Origin of the sequence: Zoogloea sp., from assembly GCF_030157465.1 — a bacterium.
In the GTDB taxonomy this organism is placed as follows: domain Bacteria; phylum Pseudomonadota; class Gammaproteobacteria; order Burkholderiales; family Rhodocyclaceae; genus Zoogloea.
The window spans coordinates 1-17,073 of record NZ_JAOAUU010000075.1; the positions used below are offsets into that span (position 1 = coordinate 1).

Below are 17,073 nucleotides of genomic sequence, written 5' to 3' on the forward strand. Positions count from 1 at the left end.
GCAGACCTTCCAGCCAGGGCTTCACGGAGCTTGACGGGGATAACAGTATCTACCCAAGCTGTGGGGGCGACTGAAGTCTCCCCCACAGAACAAACGGTGGGAAGTGAATCAAAGGACCGGGTTAATAGCCCGGCGTTTCACTTTCCGATTATTGCTCGACGAAAGCCCGTTCGATCACGTAATCGCCCTCGACGCCGATGTGGGGCGAAATCTTGAAGCCGAAGCCGTCGAGCATGGTCGAGATTTCCTTGAGCATCGCCGGGCTGCCGCAGATCATGCCGCGGTCGGTGGCCGGGTCGAGGGGCGGCTCGCCCAGGTCGGCGAAGAGTTTGCCGGACAAAATCAGGTCGGTCTGGCGGCCTTCGTTGCGGAAGGGCTCGCGGGTTACGGTGGGGTAATAGACCAGCTTCTCGCGGATCATGTCGCCCAGGTATTCGTGTTCCTTCAGGTCTTCCTCGATGTAGTCGTGGTAGGCCAGTTCATTGGTCCAGCGCACCCCGTGGATCAGGATGATCTTGTCGAAGCGCTCGTAGGTTTCCGGGTCGTGGATCAGGCTCATGAAGGGCGCCAGCCCGGTGCCGGTGGCAAACATGAACAGTCGCTTGCCGGGCTTGAGATCCCGCAGCACGAGGGTGCCGGTGGGCTTCTTGCTCACCAGCAGCTTGTCGCCGGGCTGAAGGTGCTGCAGGCGCGAGGTGAGCGGGCCGTCCTGAACCTTGATGCTGAAAAACTCCAGGTGCTCTTCGTAGTTGGCACTGGCGATGCTGTAGGCGCGCATCAGGGGGCGGCCATTGACTTCCAGCCCGATCATCACGAACTGGCCGTTGATGAAACGCAGCCCGGCGTCACGCGTCGTGCGGAAGGTGAACAAGCTGTCGTTCCAGTGATGAACGGAAAGCACGGTTTCGGTGTTGAAGGCTGCCATGATCGAGTGGAAATTTTTCTGAAAGAAAAATTTTAAGCCTTCATTGCATTTCTATTAACTGAATAATTTAGCTATACGTTATCTATTTTATGGATAAACAAAGGCGTCTGCCTGCACGCCCCTAATCCTCGGGCTTGCGGAACACCCGGCTCAGCGACACCCACTTGGCCCGTAGCGGCAGGCGCTCGTCCGACATGGCTTCGAGGAAATCCGAAAGACGCTTGGACCTCGCAACGGCAAACAGCACGAGGCCCAGCGCAAACACGGTGACCACGCCAAACTGGAGCAGCTTGCGCGACTCGGGCACTTCGGGAAAGCTGAACAGATTCATGCCGAAATAGCCGGTCACCACGGTGGCAATGAGGCCGAAGATGGTCACCACGGTCAGGCGCAGCACGGTGCCCGACTGGCGCCGCTGGCTGTCGCTGTCAAGGTAGGCGCTCATTTCCCGCACCTGCTCCTTCACATCGGCAAACAGTTCGTCATTGCGCAGCATGCGCGTGGTGCGCTGGAACAGGGACTGCACCAGGCCCTGCTCCGAAACCTCGTGAAACCAGTAGCGATGGGTGAAGCGCAGAAACGCCTCGAAGGACTGGCGGATGCGGCGCTTGAAGCGCCGCACGGATTCGCTGTCGCGGATGTCCAGATCATTGACCGCGCTGGCCAGCCCGTCCGAAAAGGACAGCAGCGCGGCCCGGTGAAAATGGGCGATCAGGAAGACCAGAAAATACTGATGCCGGAAGCGCGCGAGAAGCCCGTGCTCGGGATCGCGGAAGTAGTCCGAGCCGGCCTCGCCCACCAGGATCAGGGCGTTGCCCGTGCAGATGAAACGGCTGTTGGGCCCTTCGTCCGAATCGGTCCAGAAGCGATCTTCGCAATGCAGCCGCTCGAAGCGGATCACCGCCGGATCACGCACCGGAATGGGGTCGCGATCGGGCAGATTGGCGGCGAAACCGATGCGGATGAAATCCTCCCGGCTCAGGGCGCGGGGATTGTCGAGGGCCAGATAGGCCATCATCGGCATGCGGTAATACTCGATCAGCCGAAAGCGCACTTCGCCGGCCTCGTCTTCCTGATCCAGCACCAGCGGCCGCAGCAGCCAGGCCCACAGGGCTCCGACACAGGGCGCCCGGTTTCTGCATACAAAATGCAGGTAGCGCTCCCGGTTGCCGGAATCTGACGTGACGAGCACCCGGCCTTCCCGGTCGAGCAGTTCGGAACGATGGACGTTGTGCACGCCCTGCCCGCTGGCATCCCAGCCGGTGGGATAGGCCCGGCCGAAGCGATAGAGCAGCTCCAGCGCGGTGGCCAGCGGCACGTCGTCGGCGGCAACCTCCACGTTGAGCAGCGCCACGTCCATGTCGAGAAAGAGATAGAGATCCACATGCGCCACGCGCAGCCGGATCGGCGCGTCACCGGGCCGCAGGGTGACATCGAGGCCAGCCACGTCGGTGCGCCGATAAACCGCCATCGGCGCCGCCCGGCTGGGCTGCCCGTCGGTGGAGCCTGAACGGCTCTCGCCATACAGAAAGCGCTGCACATAGGGCAGAAAGGCCACGAACTCCTTGTAGTGGCGCTCCTGGAAATCGGCCGGGTTGGCGGTAAATTCATCATCGACCGGCACCCAGGGCCCGTCGGTCATCAGCCGATGCAGGCGGGAGACATCGCCCCCTGAAAAACCGGGCCGGATCTGCACCGGCCACACCAGAACATCCCGGAAGTGACGGACAAGCTGGTCAGATTGCGAGAGCATGGCGTCTCCTTTTAGAGCTTGTCCATGAATAGGCCGGCGTCGGCCTCTTATTCACGGACAAGCTCTTGTTTTGATCGCTCGCCCGCCGCCTGTTCAAAACAGGCTTTGAAAAAATCAGGCCGCGTTTTGCTGCCGGAAGGCGATCACGTGGTCCGCCTCCAGGCGCACGCCGATATGTTCGCCGATGGCGTGGTTGTGGTGCGACGGCACCAGCGACAGCACCTCGGTGCCACTCGCCAGACGCAGGGTGTACATGATGTCGGCGCCACGAAAAGCCTTGTGGCGAACCTCTGCGCGGGTCGGGCTGGCGTCGTCGTGAATCACGTCGTCAGGGCGCAGCAGCACATCCACGCCGCAGCCCTTGCCGCACGCCCCGCAGCCCCGCCCGCATTCTGTTGGCACGCCTGACCTGAGCACGCCCATCTCGATCTCGACCTGCCCGTCGGCCAGCACCGTGCCCGGCACGAACACCCCTTTGCCGACAAAATCCGCTACAAAGCGGTTGCCCGGCCGGTGGTACAGGTTGTAGGGCGTATCCCACTGCTGGATGCGGCCATCAAACATCACGCCGATCTCGTCGGCCATGGCAAAGGCCTCGTGCTGGTCGTGGGTAACGAGCACCGCCGTCATGCCTTCGCTCTTGAGGATTTCGCGCACCTCCAGCGACAGCCGCTCGCGCAGGTCCACGTCGAGGTTGGAGAACGGCTCGTCGAGCAGCACAAGCTCGGGCCGCGGGGCCAGCGCCCGGGCCAGCGCCACCCGCTGCTGCTGGCCGCCCGAGAGCTCGTGGGGAAACTTGCGCCCCTGGCCCGCCAGGCCCACCGTGGCAAGCAGGTCTTCGACCCGCTGGGCACGCTCCGCCGCCGGCACATCGCCCAGCCCGAAGCCCACGTTGCGCTCGACGGTCAGATGCGGAAACAGCGCGTAATCCTGGAAAACCATTCCAATCTTGCGCTTCTCGGGCGGCACCCGGTAACCGGAGCGGCTCATCACGGTGTCGTGGATCAGGATTTCGCCGCCGGAGACTTCCTCGAAGCCCGCGATGCAGCGCAGCAAGGTTGTCTTGCCGCAACCGGACGGGCCGAGCAGACAGGCGATGCTGCCTTGCTCCAGACGAAAATCAACGCCATTGACGATGGTCTGACGGCCGTAGCGCTGAACCACGGCCCTGAGTTCGAGTTTGGACATGGTGTCGATTATAATTCGCATTAACCTCCGGATGCCCATGACTTCCCGACACTCTGCCCCCCTCCGGCTGCTCACCCGCCACCTCTCCCCGCTCGTCGTCGCAGCCCTGCTCGTCGCCCTTCTGGCCGGACTCCCGGTCGCCAGCGTGGGCTTCAATCTCTTGCTCGGGGGCACCAGCGAAACCTGGAGTCACCTGGCCGCAACCGTCCTCCCCGAATACATCAGCAACTCCCTCGCCCTGTGCGCCGGGGTCGGGCTGGGCGTGGCGGTCATTGGCGTGGCCACCGCCTGGCTCACGGCCATGCATGATTTTCCGGGCCGCAGGTTCTTCGAATGGGCGTTGGTTTTGCCGCTGGCGGTGCCGGCCTACGTGATGGCCTATGTGTACACCGACTTCCTGCAGTTCGTCGGGCCGGTGCAAAGCGCGCTGCGCGAAATCTTCGGCTGGGAGTTCGGCGATTACTACTTCCCGGACATCCGCACCCTGCCCGGCGCCATGCTGATGTTCGTCTTCGTGCTCTACCCCTATGTTTACCTCCTCGCCCGCACCGCCTTCCTCGAACGGGCCGGCGGCGTGCTCGAAGCGGCGCGCACCCTGGGCATCGGGCCGTGGCGGGCCTTCTTTACCGTGTCGCTGCCGCTGGCCCGTCCGGCCATTGCCGCCGGCGTCGCCCTGGCGCTGATGGAAACCCTGGCCGACTACGGCACCGTGGCCTACTTTGCCGTCAACACTTTCACCACCGGCATCTACCGGGCCTGGTTCTCGCTGGGCGACAGGGTCGCCTCGGCGCAGCTGGCGGCGATGCTGCTCGGCTTTGTGCTGCTGCTGGTGGCCGTCGAGCGCATCACCCGCGGACGGGCCCGCTACAACAACACCTCCACCCGCCACCGCGCCCCGGCCGGACGCCTGCGCGGTGGCGCCGCGCTGCTGGCCATGCTGTCCTGCCTCACGCCGCTGGCCCTCGGCTTTCTGTTGCCGGCCTACCTGCTGCTGCGCATGGCCCTTGGCGAAGGCGACGCCCAGTTCGGCGAACGCTTTCTGGTGCTGGCCCGCAACAGCTTCACGCTGGCCGGGCTCACCGCCCTCGTCGCCGTGGCGCTGGCCGTGCTGCTGGCCTACAGCGCGCGACTCTCCAGAACGCTTCTCGCCCAGGGCCTCAACCGGCTGGTCGGGCTGGGCTACGCGGTGCCGGGAACCGTGATTGCCGTCGGCGTGCTGATCCCCGTCACCCGCCTCGACAACTGGCTGGCCGGGCAATGGGAAAGCGCCTTCGGCAGCAACCCCGGCCTGCTCCTCACCGGCGGCATCGCGGCGCTGATCTACGCTTACCTTGCGCGCTTTTTGTCGGTGGCGCTGCAAACCGTCGATGCCAGCCTGTCCAAGATCACCCCGAGCATGGACGACGCCGCCCGCAGCCTGGGCCTCGGCCAAGGCCGCACCCTGCGCGAAGTGCATGTGCCCATCCTGCGCGGCAGCTTGTTTACCGCCGGCCTGCTGGTTTTTGTGGACGTGATGAAGGAACTGCCGGCCACGCTGGTGATGCGCCCCTTCAACTTTGACACCCTGGCCACCCAGGCCTACACCCTGGCCTCGGACGAACGCCTCGCCGAAGCGTCCACCGCCGCCCTGGCGATCGTGGCCGTCGGCCTTTTGCCGCTGATCGCCCTGTCGCGCCAGATCTCCCGCGCCCGCAAGTAGGCATCAACCCGGCTCTGGCCCTGCCTTTCGACACGCTCAGGGCGAGCGGGTCGTCGGTATTGAATGGCCGAATAATCAGGAATTTCTTGACGCGTCACATCCCGCATCGCGTGCTCGTCGGGGTTGGGGAGATTGGCTTGCCAATTTTTGCCATACCTTGCAGCCTGCAGGCATGAGCACGTTTAATCCATTACACATAAATTCCGGTCAAGGCCGCTCCATCGCATGCTTGAATCAATCCTCGAAATCATCGCTGAGTTCCTGCTGCAAGCAATTCTTGAGATTGCCGTTGAGCTTGGACTTCATGCTTTGACGGAGCCACTTCGTGCGCCGCCCAACCCGTGGCTCGTGGCTGTCGGATACGCGATATTCGGTGCGACCATCGGTGGACTCAGCCTCTGGCCCTTTCCAAGCAATTTTGTTCAGGCTCCCGACTTGCGCATTACCAATCTCGTTGCGACACCGGTAGTTGTTGGTGCGCTGATGAGCACAATTGGCTCGCGTCGTTCACGACGTGGTCAGCAAGTACTGCGCATTGACCGCTTCGCCTATGGATACGTCTTCGCGCTCTCTCTTGCGTTGGTTCGCTTTTGGTTCGCGGTGTAACGGCGAGCTTCAACCTTGCCCGGTCCGTAAAAACGGCCGCTCCGGCGATATCCAATACAGGCAGCGCGCCCTGCCCTTTCCCCCTCACCCCCGCGGCTTCATCCTCAGCGCCGCCACCGTGGCCAGCAGGAAAGTTGCGGTGAGAAGCAGGAAGGCTTCCGAGTAGGCTGCGTCTATCCCCTGGGGCGTGGTGCCATACACGGTGATGCGCCACTCCACGAACACCGCGACGATGGCGATGCCCAGCACGCCACCGAGCTGGCGGATGTAGTTGTTGACCATCGAGGCTTCGCCCATCAGGCGGGGCTGGAGATGACGCAGGGTGGCGAGGGTCAGGGCCGGGATGATCAGGCCCAGGCCGATGCGGCCGATCATCGTGTCCCACAGAATTTCGGCGTAGCTCACGGCACTGCCGCGCAGGCCGAAATAGAGGAAGGACAGGCCGAAGACCAGCAGGCCGGTCACCGTGATCCAGCGCGGCGAATGGCGATCGGCCAACATTCCGGCCAGCGGGATGGCCGCTGCCAGCACGAAGCCGGAGGGCATCAGCGCCAGGCCGGCGGGGGTGGCCCCGTAGCCCAGGGCGTTCTGCAGGAAAACCGGAATCAGGTAGCTCGATGCGTACACGCCCACGCCGTAGGCGAAGGACACGAGGATGCCCATCGCAAAAGAGCGCTCGCGAAACAACTCGAGGGAGAAGATCGGGGCCGCCGTTCGTCGGGCATGCGCGACGAAGAGGCCCGCCGACAGCAGCGCGACGCCCGCCTGGGCCAGGCTCCAGGTGGCCAGGGGGCCGGCTTCCCGCAGGCTGGACACCCATTCGATCAGCGCCAGGGTCATGACGCTCAGCAGGGCCACCCCGTACCAGTCGAAGGGGCGGCGCTGGGTGTCCTCCGCCCGGGGCAGCAGGTGGACGGCCAACAGGCCGGCGAGCAGGCAAAAGGGAACGCTGAGCAGAAAGATGGATTGCCAACCGAAGTGTTCCAGCAGCACCCCGGCCAGGGCCGGCGCCACCGCGGGGGCCAGCACGATGCCAAAACTGAGCATGCCCGTCGCCCGGCCCTGCCGGCCCGGCGGAAAGAGGCGCATCACCACCACCATCGACAGGGGTTGCTGCACCCCGGCCGCCGCCCCCTGCAGCAGGCGGATCGCCACGGTGCCCGCAAAATCACTGACCAGGGCCCCGGCCAGGCTGGTCAGGCCCAGAAACAACACGGTTCCCAGAAAGACCCGCCGGAAGCCGAAACGCTCGAGCAGCCAGGGGGTTGGCAGCATGGCGATGGTCATCGCCGCCATGTAGCCGGTGATGACCCACTGGACCCGGTCCTGCCCCATGCCCCAGTAGGCGCCCATCGCCGGCACTGCAACACTGAAGCTGGTGGTGGCGAGCACCGCGGCAATCACGCCGATGGCCACGGTAAAGAGCGCCAGCCACCGGTAGCGCTCGCCGTGGCGGGCAAACAGCTCGTCGCGGCTGAGCGCGGCGGGCATGAGCAGGCTCAGCATGGGTGAACCCGGCCGCGGGGGCCGGCCTTGACGGGCGCATGACCGACGACCCGCGACATCTCAGCGAACCTGGCCGGCGTCGGCGTAGCGCTGACAGTGGAAATCCCCATCGCCGAGGCAGGCCTGGGCCACCCGGATGCGCTTGAGGAAGAGCCCCACATCCAGTTCGTCGGTCACCCCCATGCCGCCGTGCATCTGCACCGCCTCGCGGCTGATCCGGTGGGCGGCTTCGCCGGCCTTCCACTTGGCCAGGCTGGCCAGACGGGCCCGCCCGGCGGCGTCCAGGGACGCATCGTCGAGGGCGGCGAGGCCGGCCATGACGGTGCTGCGCGCCAGGTGCAGGTGGGTGTAGCACCACGCGGCCCGGTGCTGCAGGGCCTGGAAGGAACCAATGGGCACGTCGAACTGGACCCGCGTCTTGAGGTACTCGAGCGTGGTGTCGAAGAGGGCCTGGGCCGCCCCCAGCAGTTCGGCAGCCAGGCAGACTCTGCCCCGGTCGAGGGCGGCATCGAGGGCGGCCCAGCCTTCGCCCTCGGCGCCCAGCAGCATGGAGGCATCCAGCTTCACCGCGTCCAGGTGCAGCCGGGCGTAGTTGCGGGCATCCACCAGTTTCATCGGCGAAACCCGCAGGCCGGCCGCATTGGCAGGGACCAGGAACAGGCTCAGCCCGGCCGTGTCGCCGGGTTTGCCGGCAGTGCGGGCCACCACCACGAAGGCGTCGGCCCCGATGCCGTCCGCCACGAAGACCTTGTCACCCGCCAGCGCCCAACCCTCCCCGCTCCGGCGGGCGGCCAGCGCGGTGTCGGCCGGGTTGTGGCGGGGCTGCTCGTCCACCGCCAGGGCAATGCGTTTCTCGCCGGCGATCAGGGCCGGCAGCCATGCGGCCTGCTGGTCGGGCGAGCCGGCCAGTTCCACCGCCGAGCCGCCCAGCACGATGCTGGACAGGAGCGGCGAGGCGCTGAGTTTGCTGCCGATCTGCTCGAACACGGCTCCCAGGCCCTTGCAGCCAAAGTCCAGGCCGCCCAGGGCTTCCGGGAAGGGGATCGCGCTCCAGCCCAGGTTTGCCATCTCCCGCCACAGGGCCGGGTCGAAGCCTTCGGCCGCGCCTTCGTCACGCAGCCGGCGCTGGGCGCTGACCGGGCTTCGGGCGGCCAGAAATTCGCTGGCGGTATCGGCCAGCAGGCGCTGCTCTTCGGAATAAACCAGACTCATGACCATCGCCTCCTCACTTGCTCTCTTTGCCTTCGGGCAGCTCGAGCACCCGCTTGGCGATGACGTTCAGTTGCACTTCGGACGAGCCGCCGGCGATGGTCTGGGCAAAGCTGCCCAGCCAGGCCTTGCCCAGGGCCAGTTCCTGGTCGTCGAATTCGTCTCCCTCCCAGCCCAGGGCGCGGTGGCCCATCAGGTCGAGGAGGATCTCGAACTTGTCCTTCTCCTGTTCGGAATGCACCAGCTTCATGATGGACATCAGCCCGGACACGTTGTGGCGGGCGCGCATCTCGTCGCCCATGCGCTGCACCGTGAGGGTGTAGCTGTGCTCCTCCATGGACATCGCCACGGCGCGGGCGCGCAGGGCCATGTCGGCCGGCGCGCTGGCCTCGGCCGCCGGCAGGTAGCGCTCGGCCAGGCTCATCAGGTCGAAGTGGGTGGGCAGGCTGAACTCGCCAAACTTGGACATGGCCCGCCGCTCGTGCTGGAGCAAGGCCTTGGCGAGGGTCCAGCCGCCGTGCAGCGGGCCGATCAGCTGGCCCTTGGGCACCTTCACGTTATCGAAGAAAACCTGGCAGAAGGACGACTTGCCGCTGATCAGATCGATGGGCGTGACGGTGATGCCCGGCGACTGCATGTCCAGCACGATCAGGCTGATGCCCCGGTGCCTGGGCGCCGCCGGATCGGTGCGCACCAGGGCGTACATCCAGTCGGACTTGTCCCCGTAGGAAGTCCAGATCTTGGTGCCGTTCACCAGGAAGTGATCGCCCTGGTCCACCGCCGACATCTTGAGGCTGGCCAGATCCGAGCCCGCATTGGGCTCGGAGAAACCCTGGCACCAGCGGATCTCGCCACGGGTCATGGGCTTGAGCAGGGCCTGCTTCTGCTCTTCGGTGCCGAATTCCAGGATCACCGGGCCGAGCATCCAGATGCCCAGGTTGATCTGCGCCGGGCGGCAGTGGATGCGGCGCATCTCGGCTTCCAGCACCGCGGTCTGTTCGGCGGTGAGGCCGCCGCCACCGTATTCGGCAGGCCAGTCCGGGGCGAACCAGCCCTTGTCGCGCATGCGCTCGAACCACAGGCGCTGGTCGTCGGACTGGAAGCTGAGCTTCCGTCCGCCGAAAATCAGCGCCCCGTCCGGCGTAGGGGTGCGCATGGCCGGCGGGCAGTTGGCCTCCAGCCAGGCGCGTGCTTCCTTGCGGAATTCGTCAATCGTGCTCATCGCTTCATCCTTGTCTGCCGGTGCCTACATGGCCCGGGGCATGCCCAGGCCAAACTGGGCGATCAGTCCGCGCTGGATCTCGTTGGTGCCGCCGCCGAAGGTGAGGGTCACCGAGGCGCGCAGTTCGTATTCCAGCTCGCCCAGCAGCAGGGCCGCTGCCGAACCGGCGTGCACCAGGCCGCCAGCGCCGAGGATCTCGGACAGCTTGCGCAGGATCTCGATGGCCGACTCGGAACCATACACCTTGGTGCTGGAGGCCAGCGCCACGTCCATCCTGCCCCGCTCCAGATCGGCGGCGATGCGGAAGTTGATCAGCCGCATGGCCTCCAGGCGGGCGTAACACTCGGCCAGCAGGCTGCGCACCCAGGCGCTGTCGATGGCGCGCCGGCCGCTTTCGTCCGGGGCCCTGGCCCACAGCAAGACGCGGCGGAACAGGCCCACCACCTTGTCGGACCAGGCACCCAGCCCCAGGCGCTCATGGTTGAGCTGGGAGGTGACCAGCTGCCAGCCGCCGTTGAGCTTGCCCACCAGCATGTCGGCGGGGACGCGCACGTTATCGTAATAGGTGGCGGCCGTGGGGTTGCTGCAGGTGGGAATCAGCGTGTGCGAGAAACCCGCTTCCTGCGTGTCCAGGATCAGGATCGAGATGCCCTTGTGGCGCGGCAGATCGGGATCGGTGCGGGCGGCCAGCCAGATGTAGTCGGCGGCTTCGGCGCCGGAGGTCCACAGCTTGTTGCCATTGACCAGAAAGTGATCGCCGTCGAGCCGGGCGGTGGTCTTGAGCGCCGCCAGATCGGAGCCGGCGCCGGGTTCCGAGTAGCCGATGGAAAAAAGGATCTCGCCGGCGGCGATGCCCTGAAGGAACTGCTGCTTCTGTTTGGCGGTGCCGAACTCCATCAGCGCGGGGCCGACGGTGCTGATGGTCACGAAGGGCAGCGGCGCCCCGGCGATGTTGGCTTCTTCAAAAAAGATCAGCTGCTCGGTGGCCGCGTAGCCCTGGCCGCCGTGCTCCTTGGGCCAGCCCAGGGCCAGCCAGCCGTCCCGGCCGATTTTCCGGATGGTGTCCCGGTACAGATCGCCCCCTTCCAGGCCGCGCAGGGCGGCGCGAAGTTCGGGGGTCATCAGGTTCTGGAAGTAATCCCGCACCTTGAGGCGCAGGGCGTGCTGCTCGGGGGTCAGATCGACGAACATGGCATCCTCCTCAGGCGCAACCCAGGATCAGGCCGCTGGTGGGCACGCCGGTGCCGGCGGTGACCAGCACGTTTTCCACATCCGCCACCTGGTTGGCCGCCGTGCCGCGCACCTGGCGCACCGCTTCGGCCACGCCGTTCATGCCGTGGATGTAGGCCTCGCCAAGCTGGCCGCCGTGGGTGTTGATGGGCAGCTTGCCGCCGCGGGCATGGTGGCCGGCACGGATGAAGTCCTTGGCCTCGCCCCGCTTGCAGAAGCCGAACTCCTCCAGCTGGGGCAGCACGAAGGGCGTGAAGTGGTCGTAGATCACCGCGGTCTGGAAGGCCTCCGGGCCAAGCCCGGACTGGGCGTACAGCTCCCTGGCCACGACGCCCATCTCCGGCAGGCCGGTGATGTCGTCCCGATAGTAGGAGGTCATGCTCTGCTGGCCCGCGGTGATGCCCTGGGAGCCGGCCTTGATGATCACCGGCTTCTGTTTCAGGTCGCAGGCCCGCTCGGCGGAGGTGATGACCATCGCCACGGCACCGTCGGATTCCTGGCAGCAATCGAGCAGGCGCAGGGGCTCGGCGATCCACTTGGAGGCCTGGTGCTCTGCCAGGGTGATCGGCTTGCCGTGGAAGAAGGCGGCCGGGTTGGTGGCGGCAAAATCGCGCGCCGCCACCGATACACGGCCGAAATCTTCCGAGGTGGCGCCATGGGCGTGCATGTAGCGCTGGGCAAACATGCCCACCCAGGCGGCCGGGGTGTGAAAGCCGTAAGGCATGTACCAGCCGTAGTTCACGTTCTCGAAGATCGGCGTGGCGCCGAAGCCGTAATCGCCGGTGCCAAAGCGATACCAGGAGCGCTCGTTCATGGCCCGGAAGACCACCACCGTCTTGGCCAGGCCGGTGGCCACGGCCATGGCCGCATGCACCAGCGGTGCGCAGGCGGCGCCGCCGCCGTGGGGAATCTGGGAGAAGAACTTGACGTTCTTGCACCCCAGCAGGCGGGCCATTTCGTATTCCGGCACCTTGTCCATGGTGTAGGAGCTGAAGCCCTCCACTTCGCCCGGGTCGATGCCCGCGTCGGCCAGCGCGGCCAGCACGGATTCCATGGCCAGGCGCAGTTCGGTGCGGCCGGAGTTCTTGGAGAATTCGGTGGCGCCCAGGCCGACGATGGCGGCGCGACCGGCGATGTTCAGTTCATTCGTCTGCATCTCTGCTCCCGCTCAGGGCAGCGCCAGCGTGGCCGTGCCGGTCACGTGGTTGCCCATGGAATTCCTGCCCTTGAGGCTCACCTGCACCGTGCGGCTGTCCGCATCGGCGTGGGTGACTTCGCCCGTGAATGTCATCGTGTCGCCCGGATAGTTGGGCGCGCCGAGCTTGATCTTCAGATCCCGGAACACGGCGGCGGGGCCGGCCCATTCCTCGATGAAACGCTGGGCCAGGCCGCTGGTGGTGAGGATGTTCATGAAGACGTGGGGCGAGCCCAGCGCCTGGGCGGCGTCCTTGTCGTGGTGGCCGGGAAAGTAGTCCCGGGTGGCGAGGGCGCCGCTGGCGATCAGGGCCACGGTGATCGGAACCGGCAGCTCCGGCAGGGTGTCGCCGGGGCGCACGTCATCAAAGCGTCGGGTGTTCTGCGAGGTCATATTTCCATCCCAGCGTGTCGTTATCGGCGAGCCATTCGCCCAGGCGTTCGAGAGTGGCGGCACTGCCGCCGAGGGCCAGGCCGAGGGCCCGGCTCCAGTAGAGGTAGCGGTGAATCGGGTAGCTCAGGTCGACACCGATGCCCCCATGCACGTGCTGGGCACGGTGCCCCACCAGGTGGCCGGTCTCGCAGGCCAGGTAGCGGGTGGCCAGCGCCTCCGGGCCCGCCGGCAGCCCGGCATCGAGCCGGTACACCAGCTGCCACAGGGCGGAGCGCAGGGCCTCGATGGACATGTGGGCGTCGGCGAGGCCCATCTGCACCGCCTGGAAGCTGCCGATGGGGCGGTCGAACTGGACCCGCTCGCTCACGTAGGCCACGGTGCGGCGCACCTGCTCGGCGCTGACGCCCAGCTGCAGGGCCGCCAGGGCCGCGATGGCACGGGCTTCGAGCCACGCCAGGGCGGCGACTGGCAGCACGTCGGCATCGCTCACCCGCACACCCTTGCAGTGCAGTTCTGCGATGCCTTCACCGTGGGTGAGCACGCCGGCCACCTTGTCGAGGCCGTCCGCATCCAGCCGCAGCAGCACCAGGCGCAGGCCGTCCGGCGTATGGGCCGGCAGCAGCGCAGCCGCCGACTCCATGCCCAGGGGCAAGGCCGGCACCCGGCCGTGGAGGGCAAAGCCGCCGCCCTCGGGGCGGGCTTCCAGGGCCACGCCGGTGGCACTGGCCAGGCCATCCAGCGCCAGGCTCAGCAGCGCCTCTCCGGCGGCGGCCTTGCCGGTCAGGGCCTGATGGGCCGCAGCGCCAAAGCGGGCCAGGGTGGCCGCGGCAAGCTGGTGACGCCACAGGGGCACCAGGCCCAGGCCACGGCCCTGGGCCTCGAGCACCAGCATCAGTTCGGTCATGCCCAGGCCGCTGCCGCCGGCTTCTTCGGGAATGGCCAGGGCGTGCAGGCCGGTCTCGACGCATTGGGCCCACAGCTCGGCCATCCAGGTTTCGCCGGTGGTGGTGAAGGCGCGCAGGCGCTCGTCGCTGCACAGGTCAGCGAACAGGCTGCCGGCCATTTCGGCAATGGCGCGCTGGTCGTCGCTCAGTTGAAAGTCCATGACATGCTCCTCAAGCTTCGAGCGGACGGAACATGGGCAGGGTCAGCCCGTCGTCGAAGGTCTGGAACTCCACCTTCACCCGCTGACCGATACGGATCTCGTCGCGCTTGACGCCCACCAGACCGGCGATCAGGCGCACGCCTTCATCCAGCTCGATCAGGCCGACCGGGTTGGGGTAGTCGAAGGGCGGCACCTCGGGGTAGTGCATCACCACGAAGGAGTAAAGCTGGCCCGTACCGGCAGCCTCCACGTAATCCCACTCGAAAGAGTGGCAGCTGGAACACACCGGGCCCGGCGGGTGGCGCAGGGTGCCGCAGCCCTTGCAGCGCTGGATGCGCAGCTGGCCGGCCTCGACGCCTTCCCAGTAAAAGCGGGTGTCGTCGCTGATGCCGGGCTTGGGGCGCTTGTACTTGGGAGGCGCCGCTGCAGCGCTGCCCTCCTCCACCACCTTGACCGGGTTGGCGGGGCGGAACTTGAAGACCCGGAACAGCAGCGAACCGACCTTCTCGTCCCCCGCGGCCTTCTCCGAGAAGAAGCTCATCACCAGGGTCACGAAGAAGCCGGTGCCCAGCGCGGTGGTCTTCTGTTCACCCACCGCGTCCAGCCGGGTGGTGTAGTAAAGGCGCTCGCCCGGCTTCACGTAGCGCTCGAAGGCCAGGTCGGAATTGACCGCCACCACCGACGCATAGCCCTCGGCTTCCATCCGCTTCAGAACCTCGTAGGGGTTCTCGGTGGTGGAGCCCGGCGGGTAGTTGTTCATGTGCAGGCCCTCCAGGCACCAGGCCTGGAGCATGGCCGGCGGGGCCACGATGCCGCCATGCACGGTGGTGGCCGCGTAGGCCGCATCGGTGTAGAGAGGGTTGCTCACACCCATGACCTCGCACCACTGGCGGATCATCGGCTCGTTCACATGGTCCCAGGCGTAGACCCGGCCGTATTCGCGGCCGACCATTCCACGCACCTCGGACATCCAATCCTGTTCAGCCAAGTTATGTCTCCTGCACGTTAAGGGTTGCCGGAAGCGTGGCGCCACCACGGCATTCCGCCGGCGCCCGATTCCTGTTGTGGTTGCTCAATCGGTGTTGCTTGCCGCCAGAAAAGCCGGGCGTTCGCCGCCCCCGTTCATCAGCAGGTTGGCCCCCGCCGCATAGCTCGCCAGTGGCGAGGCCAGAAACAGGCAGGCGTTGCCGATGTCGTCCGGGGTGGCCAGGCGGCCGGCGGGAATCGTCGATGCGACGGCGTCAATGCCGGCTTCGTCGCCAAAATGAAGATGGGACTGCTCGGTGCGGACCAGGCCGGGGCTCACCGTGAGCACCCGCACTTTCGGCGCCCACTCCACCGCCAGCGACGTGGCCAGGGACACCACTCCGGCCTTGGCCGCCCCGTAGGCGGCGGTGCCCGGCGAGGGACGCAGGGCGCTGATGCTGCCGATAAAAATGATCGTGCCGCCCTCCTCCTGGCCCTGCATCAGCGCATTGGCCTGCTGGGCCACGTGCAGGGGAGCGATCAGGTTGAGGCGGATGATGCCCTCGTGAAAACGCGGCGACGCCGTGTCGGCCAGGGCGTGGGGCGCCCCGCCGGCATTGTTCACCACCACATCCAGGCGGCCGTGACGCGCCAGGATCTCGCCGAACAGGGCCTGCAGGGATTCCACCTCGCGCACGTCGGCGGCGATGAACTCGGCCTCGGCCGCACCCACCGCCGGCAGGCTGTCCGGCGCGTTGCGCCCGCACACCACCACCTTTGCCCCGGCCGCCAGAAAACAGCGGGCGATGCCTGCGCCTATGCCCTTGGTGCCTCCGGTGACCAGCACGACCTTCCCCGTGTAATCGAGGGCGGGTGCCGGGACTCGCTCGTCTGCCATGTCTCTGCTCCTTCCTTTGGTATGGAACCGGAGTCTAGGGACAGGCCGGAAGGGCTTCGTCGTCTGAACGGACGATGGATGAACGGGCGAGTGGCGACAGTGGGCGGGCGGCTGGTCCGAATTGACGATGCCCGTCAGCGCCGCCGCCCTACACTCAGCACTCCCACAAGACACCCAACAGAGGCGACATGAACAAGGTGGCATTCATCACCGGCGCCAGCCGGGGCATCGGCAAGGCAACGGCGCTGGCCTTTGCCCGCGCCGGTTACGATCTGATCATCAGCGCCCGCACGCTGGACGACGGGGATCAGCACCGACACGCCCTCCGCCAGTCCGACGGCAGCCCCCTGCCTGGCAGCCTGGCAAGCACCGCCGCCGAAGTCCGCGCCCTGGGCCGGCGCGTGCGGGAAATCCGCCTCGACCTGCTGGACGACACCTCGGTGCTGTCCGCCGCCGACGTGGCGCTGCGGGCCTTCGGCCGGGTGGATGTGCTGGTGAACAACGCGATCTACCAGGGCAGCGACCTCAACCTGCCCTTCCTGGAGCTGGAGCCCGCGACCCTGAAACGGGTGTTCCAGGGCTATGTGATGGCCCCCTTCCTGCTCACCCGGGCGATCATCACCGGGATGCTGGAAAACGGGGGATGCACCATCATCAACGTCACCTCCGGCGCAGGAGAGAACGACCCGCCGGTGGCTGCCGCCAAGGGCGGCTGGGGCTACGCCTACGGTGCCGGCAAGGCCGCCGTGTCGCGCGTCTCCGGCGTGCTGGCCACCGAACTGGGCGAGCGGGGCATTCGTGCCTTCACGGTGAACCCGGGTGTGGTCGACACGGAAGCCCTGCAGGCCACCATAGGCGCGAAGGGCGTGGAGGCCCTCGGCGGCCGGGTCGCCCCGCCGCAGGTGCCCGCCGACGTGATGGTCTGGCTGGCAACTTCAACCGAAGCCGACACCCTCCAGAAACGCACCCTGAACGCCCAGAGCCTGGCCCGGGAGCGGGGGCTGTGGGTGCGCGAAAACCGGGCAGCGGTCGGCGCCGACGGTTGAGCTGCAGGCCTCTGCGCAACGTGTTTGCCAGGGTTCATTCCATTCGACCGCGAACCGGTGAGGGCTTGCGGGATGGATTTCCCGTGTTTGGCGTTACGTTGGCCGGGGTTTCCCACGGCCGGGTTTGCACAC

Annotated in this window: 15 protein-coding genes; 3 read left to right on the top strand and 12 right to left on the bottom strand. The window is 66.5% G+C overall.

Annotated elements, in window-relative coordinates; translation table 11 throughout:
- Nucleotides 1-148: 148 nt before the first annotated feature.
- The 3 genes from Q1W26_RS09845 to Q1W26_RS09855 form a co-directional block, all read right to left on the bottom strand.
- A complete protein-coding gene (locus Q1W26_RS09845) occupies nt 149-925 on the bottom strand; it encodes a ferredoxin--NADP reductase (protein ID WP_300439194.1) in 777 nt (258 codons plus the stop codon).
- A gap of 121 nt (nt 926-1,046) precedes the next feature.
- A complete protein-coding gene (locus tag Q1W26_RS09850) occupies nt 1,047-2,678 on the bottom strand; it encodes a CorA family divalent cation transporter (protein ID WP_300439196.1) in 1,632 nt (543 codons plus the stop codon).
- A 114-nt stretch (nt 2,679-2,792) separates the two neighbouring features.
- Nucleotides 2,793-3,866: an ABC transporter ATP-binding protein gene (locus Q1W26_RS09855; RefSeq protein WP_300439231.1), complete on the bottom strand. Its 1,074-nt coding sequence runs from the start codon at nt 3,864-3,866 to the stop codon at nt 2,793-2,795.
- A gap of 37 nt (nt 3,867-3,903) precedes the next feature.
- Between Q1W26_RS09855 and Q1W26_RS09860 the strand changes: the two genes are divergently transcribed.
- Together Q1W26_RS09860 and Q1W26_RS09865 are read left to right on the top strand one after the other, a co-directional pair.
- Entirely contained in the window at nt 3,904-5,565 is a 1,662-nt protein-coding gene (locus Q1W26_RS09860; RefSeq protein WP_300439199.1) for an iron ABC transporter permease, read from the top strand.
- Between the two features lie 225 nt (nt 5,566-5,790).
- Nucleotides 5,791-6,171, top strand: coding sequence for a hypothetical protein (locus tag Q1W26_RS09865; protein WP_300439202.1), 381 nt, complete (start codon nt 5,791-5,793; stop codon nt 6,169-6,171).
- 84 nt (nt 6,172-6,255) lie between these two features.
- On the opposite strand, the gene Q1W26_RS09870 is transcribed toward Q1W26_RS09865, so the two are convergent.
- From Q1W26_RS09870 to Q1W26_RS09910, 9 genes are all read right to left on the bottom strand, one after another.
- Complete coding sequence (locus tag Q1W26_RS09870; RefSeq protein ID WP_300439205.1) at nt 6,256-7,677, bottom strand: DHA2 family efflux MFS transporter permease subunit; 1,422 nt, start codon at nt 7,675-7,677, stop codon at nt 6,256-6,258.
- A 60-nt stretch (nt 7,678-7,737) separates the two neighbouring features.
- Nucleotides 7,738-8,889, bottom strand: a complete 1,152-nt coding sequence (locus Q1W26_RS09875; RefSeq protein WP_300439207.1) for an acyl-CoA dehydrogenase family protein — start codon at nt 8,887-8,889, stop codon at nt 7,738-7,740.
- Nucleotides 8,890-8,902: 13 nt separating this feature from the next.
- Nucleotides 8,903-10,108: an acyl-CoA dehydrogenase family protein gene (locus Q1W26_RS09880; protein ID WP_300439209.1), complete on the bottom strand. Its 1,206-nt coding sequence runs from the start codon at nt 10,106-10,108 to the stop codon at nt 8,903-8,905.
- Nucleotides 10,109-10,132: 24 nt separating this feature from the next.
- Nucleotides 10,133-11,299: an acyl-CoA dehydrogenase family protein gene (locus Q1W26_RS09885; protein WP_300439212.1), complete on the bottom strand. Its 1,167-nt coding sequence runs from the start codon at nt 11,297-11,299 to the stop codon at nt 10,133-10,135.
- A 10-nt stretch (nt 11,300-11,309) separates the two neighbouring features.
- On the bottom strand, nt 11,310-12,494 hold the full coding sequence (locus tag Q1W26_RS09890) for a lipid-transfer protein (RefSeq protein ID WP_300439215.1): 1,185 nt from the start codon (nt 12,492-12,494) through the stop codon (nt 11,310-11,312).
- A gap of 12 nt (nt 12,495-12,506) precedes the next feature.
- Complete coding sequence (locus Q1W26_RS09895) at nt 12,507-12,926, bottom strand: MaoC family dehydratase (protein ID WP_300439217.1); 420 nt, start codon at nt 12,924-12,926, stop codon at nt 12,507-12,509.
- The gene (locus Q1W26_RS09900) at nt 12,898-14,031 is read right to left on the bottom strand and encodes an acyl-CoA dehydrogenase family protein (RefSeq protein ID WP_300439220.1); all 1,134 of its coding nucleotides are present in this window, start codon (nt 14,029-14,031) and stop codon (nt 12,898-12,900) included. Before Q1W26_RS09900 ends, Q1W26_RS09895 begins: the two co-directional genes overlap by 29 nt.
- A gap of 10 nt (nt 14,032-14,041) precedes the next feature.
- Complete coding sequence (locus tag Q1W26_RS09905) at nt 14,042-15,019, bottom strand: OB-fold domain-containing protein (RefSeq protein ID WP_300439222.1); 978 nt, start codon at nt 15,017-15,019, stop codon at nt 14,042-14,044.
- Nucleotides 15,020-15,103: 84 nt separating this feature from the next.
- A complete protein-coding gene (locus Q1W26_RS09910; RefSeq protein WP_300439225.1) occupies nt 15,104-15,895 on the bottom strand; it encodes an SDR family oxidoreductase in 792 nt (263 codons plus the stop codon).
- 188 nt (nt 15,896-16,083) lie between these two features.
- Between Q1W26_RS09910 and Q1W26_RS09915 the strand changes: the two genes are divergently transcribed.
- The gene (locus tag Q1W26_RS09915) at nt 16,084-16,941 is read left to right on the top strand and encodes an SDR family oxidoreductase (RefSeq protein WP_300439228.1); all 858 of its coding nucleotides are present in this window, start codon (nt 16,084-16,086) and stop codon (nt 16,939-16,941) included.
- Nucleotides 16,942-17,073: the final 132 nt, after the last annotated feature.

Excerpts from the sequence above, each read along its gene's own strand:
- Q1W26_RS09915 (WP_300439228.1), top strand. The coding sequence starts at position 16,084 with ATGAACAAGGTGGCATTCATCACCGGCGCCAGCCGGGGCATCGGCAAG.
- Q1W26_RS09845 (WP_300439194.1), bottom strand. The coding sequence starts at position 925 with ATGGCAGCCTTCAACACCGAAACCGTGCTTTCCGTTCATCACTGGAAC.
- Q1W26_RS09865 (WP_300439202.1), top strand. The coding sequence starts at position 5,791 with ATGCTTGAATCAATCCTCGAAATCATCGCTGAGTTCCTGCTGCAAGCA.
- Q1W26_RS09855 (WP_300439231.1), bottom strand. The coding sequence starts at position 3,866 with ATGTCCAAACTCGAACTCAGGGCCGTGGTTCAGCGCTACGGCCGTCAG.
- Q1W26_RS09850 (WP_300439196.1), bottom strand. The coding sequence starts at position 2,678 with ATGCTCTCGCAATCTGACCAGCTTGTCCGTCACTTCCGGGATGTTCTG.
- Q1W26_RS09895 (WP_300439217.1), bottom strand. The coding sequence starts at position 12,926 with ATGACCTCGCAGAACACCCGACGCTTTGATGACGTGCGCCCCGGCGAC.
- Q1W26_RS09860 (WP_300439199.1), top strand. The coding sequence starts at position 3,904 with ATGACTTCCCGACACTCTGCCCCCCTCCGGCTGCTCACCCGCCACCTC.
- Q1W26_RS09900 (WP_300439220.1), bottom strand. The coding sequence starts at position 14,031 with ATGGACTTTCAACTGAGCGACGACCAGCGCGCCATTGCCGAAATGGCC.
- Q1W26_RS09890 (WP_300439215.1), bottom strand. The coding sequence starts at position 12,494 with ATGCAGACGAATGAACTGAACATCGCCGGTCGCGCCGCCATCGTCGGC.
- Q1W26_RS09885 (WP_300439212.1), bottom strand. The coding sequence starts at position 11,299 with ATGTTCGTCGATCTGACCCCCGAGCAGCACGCCCTGCGCCTCAAGGTG.
- Q1W26_RS09875 (WP_300439207.1), bottom strand. The coding sequence starts at position 8,889 with ATGAGTCTGGTTTATTCCGAAGAGCAGCGCCTGCTGGCCGATACCGCC.
- Q1W26_RS09880 (WP_300439209.1), bottom strand. The coding sequence starts at position 10,108 with ATGAGCACGATTGACGAATTCCGCAAGGAAGCACGCGCCTGGCTGGAG.
- Q1W26_RS09910 (WP_300439225.1), bottom strand. The coding sequence starts at position 15,895 with ATGGCAGACGAGCGAGTCCCGGCACCCGCCCTCGATTACACGGGGAAG.
- Q1W26_RS09870 (WP_300439205.1), bottom strand. The coding sequence starts at position 7,677 with ATGCTGAGCCTGCTCATGCCCGCCGCGCTCAGCCGCGACGAGCTGTTT.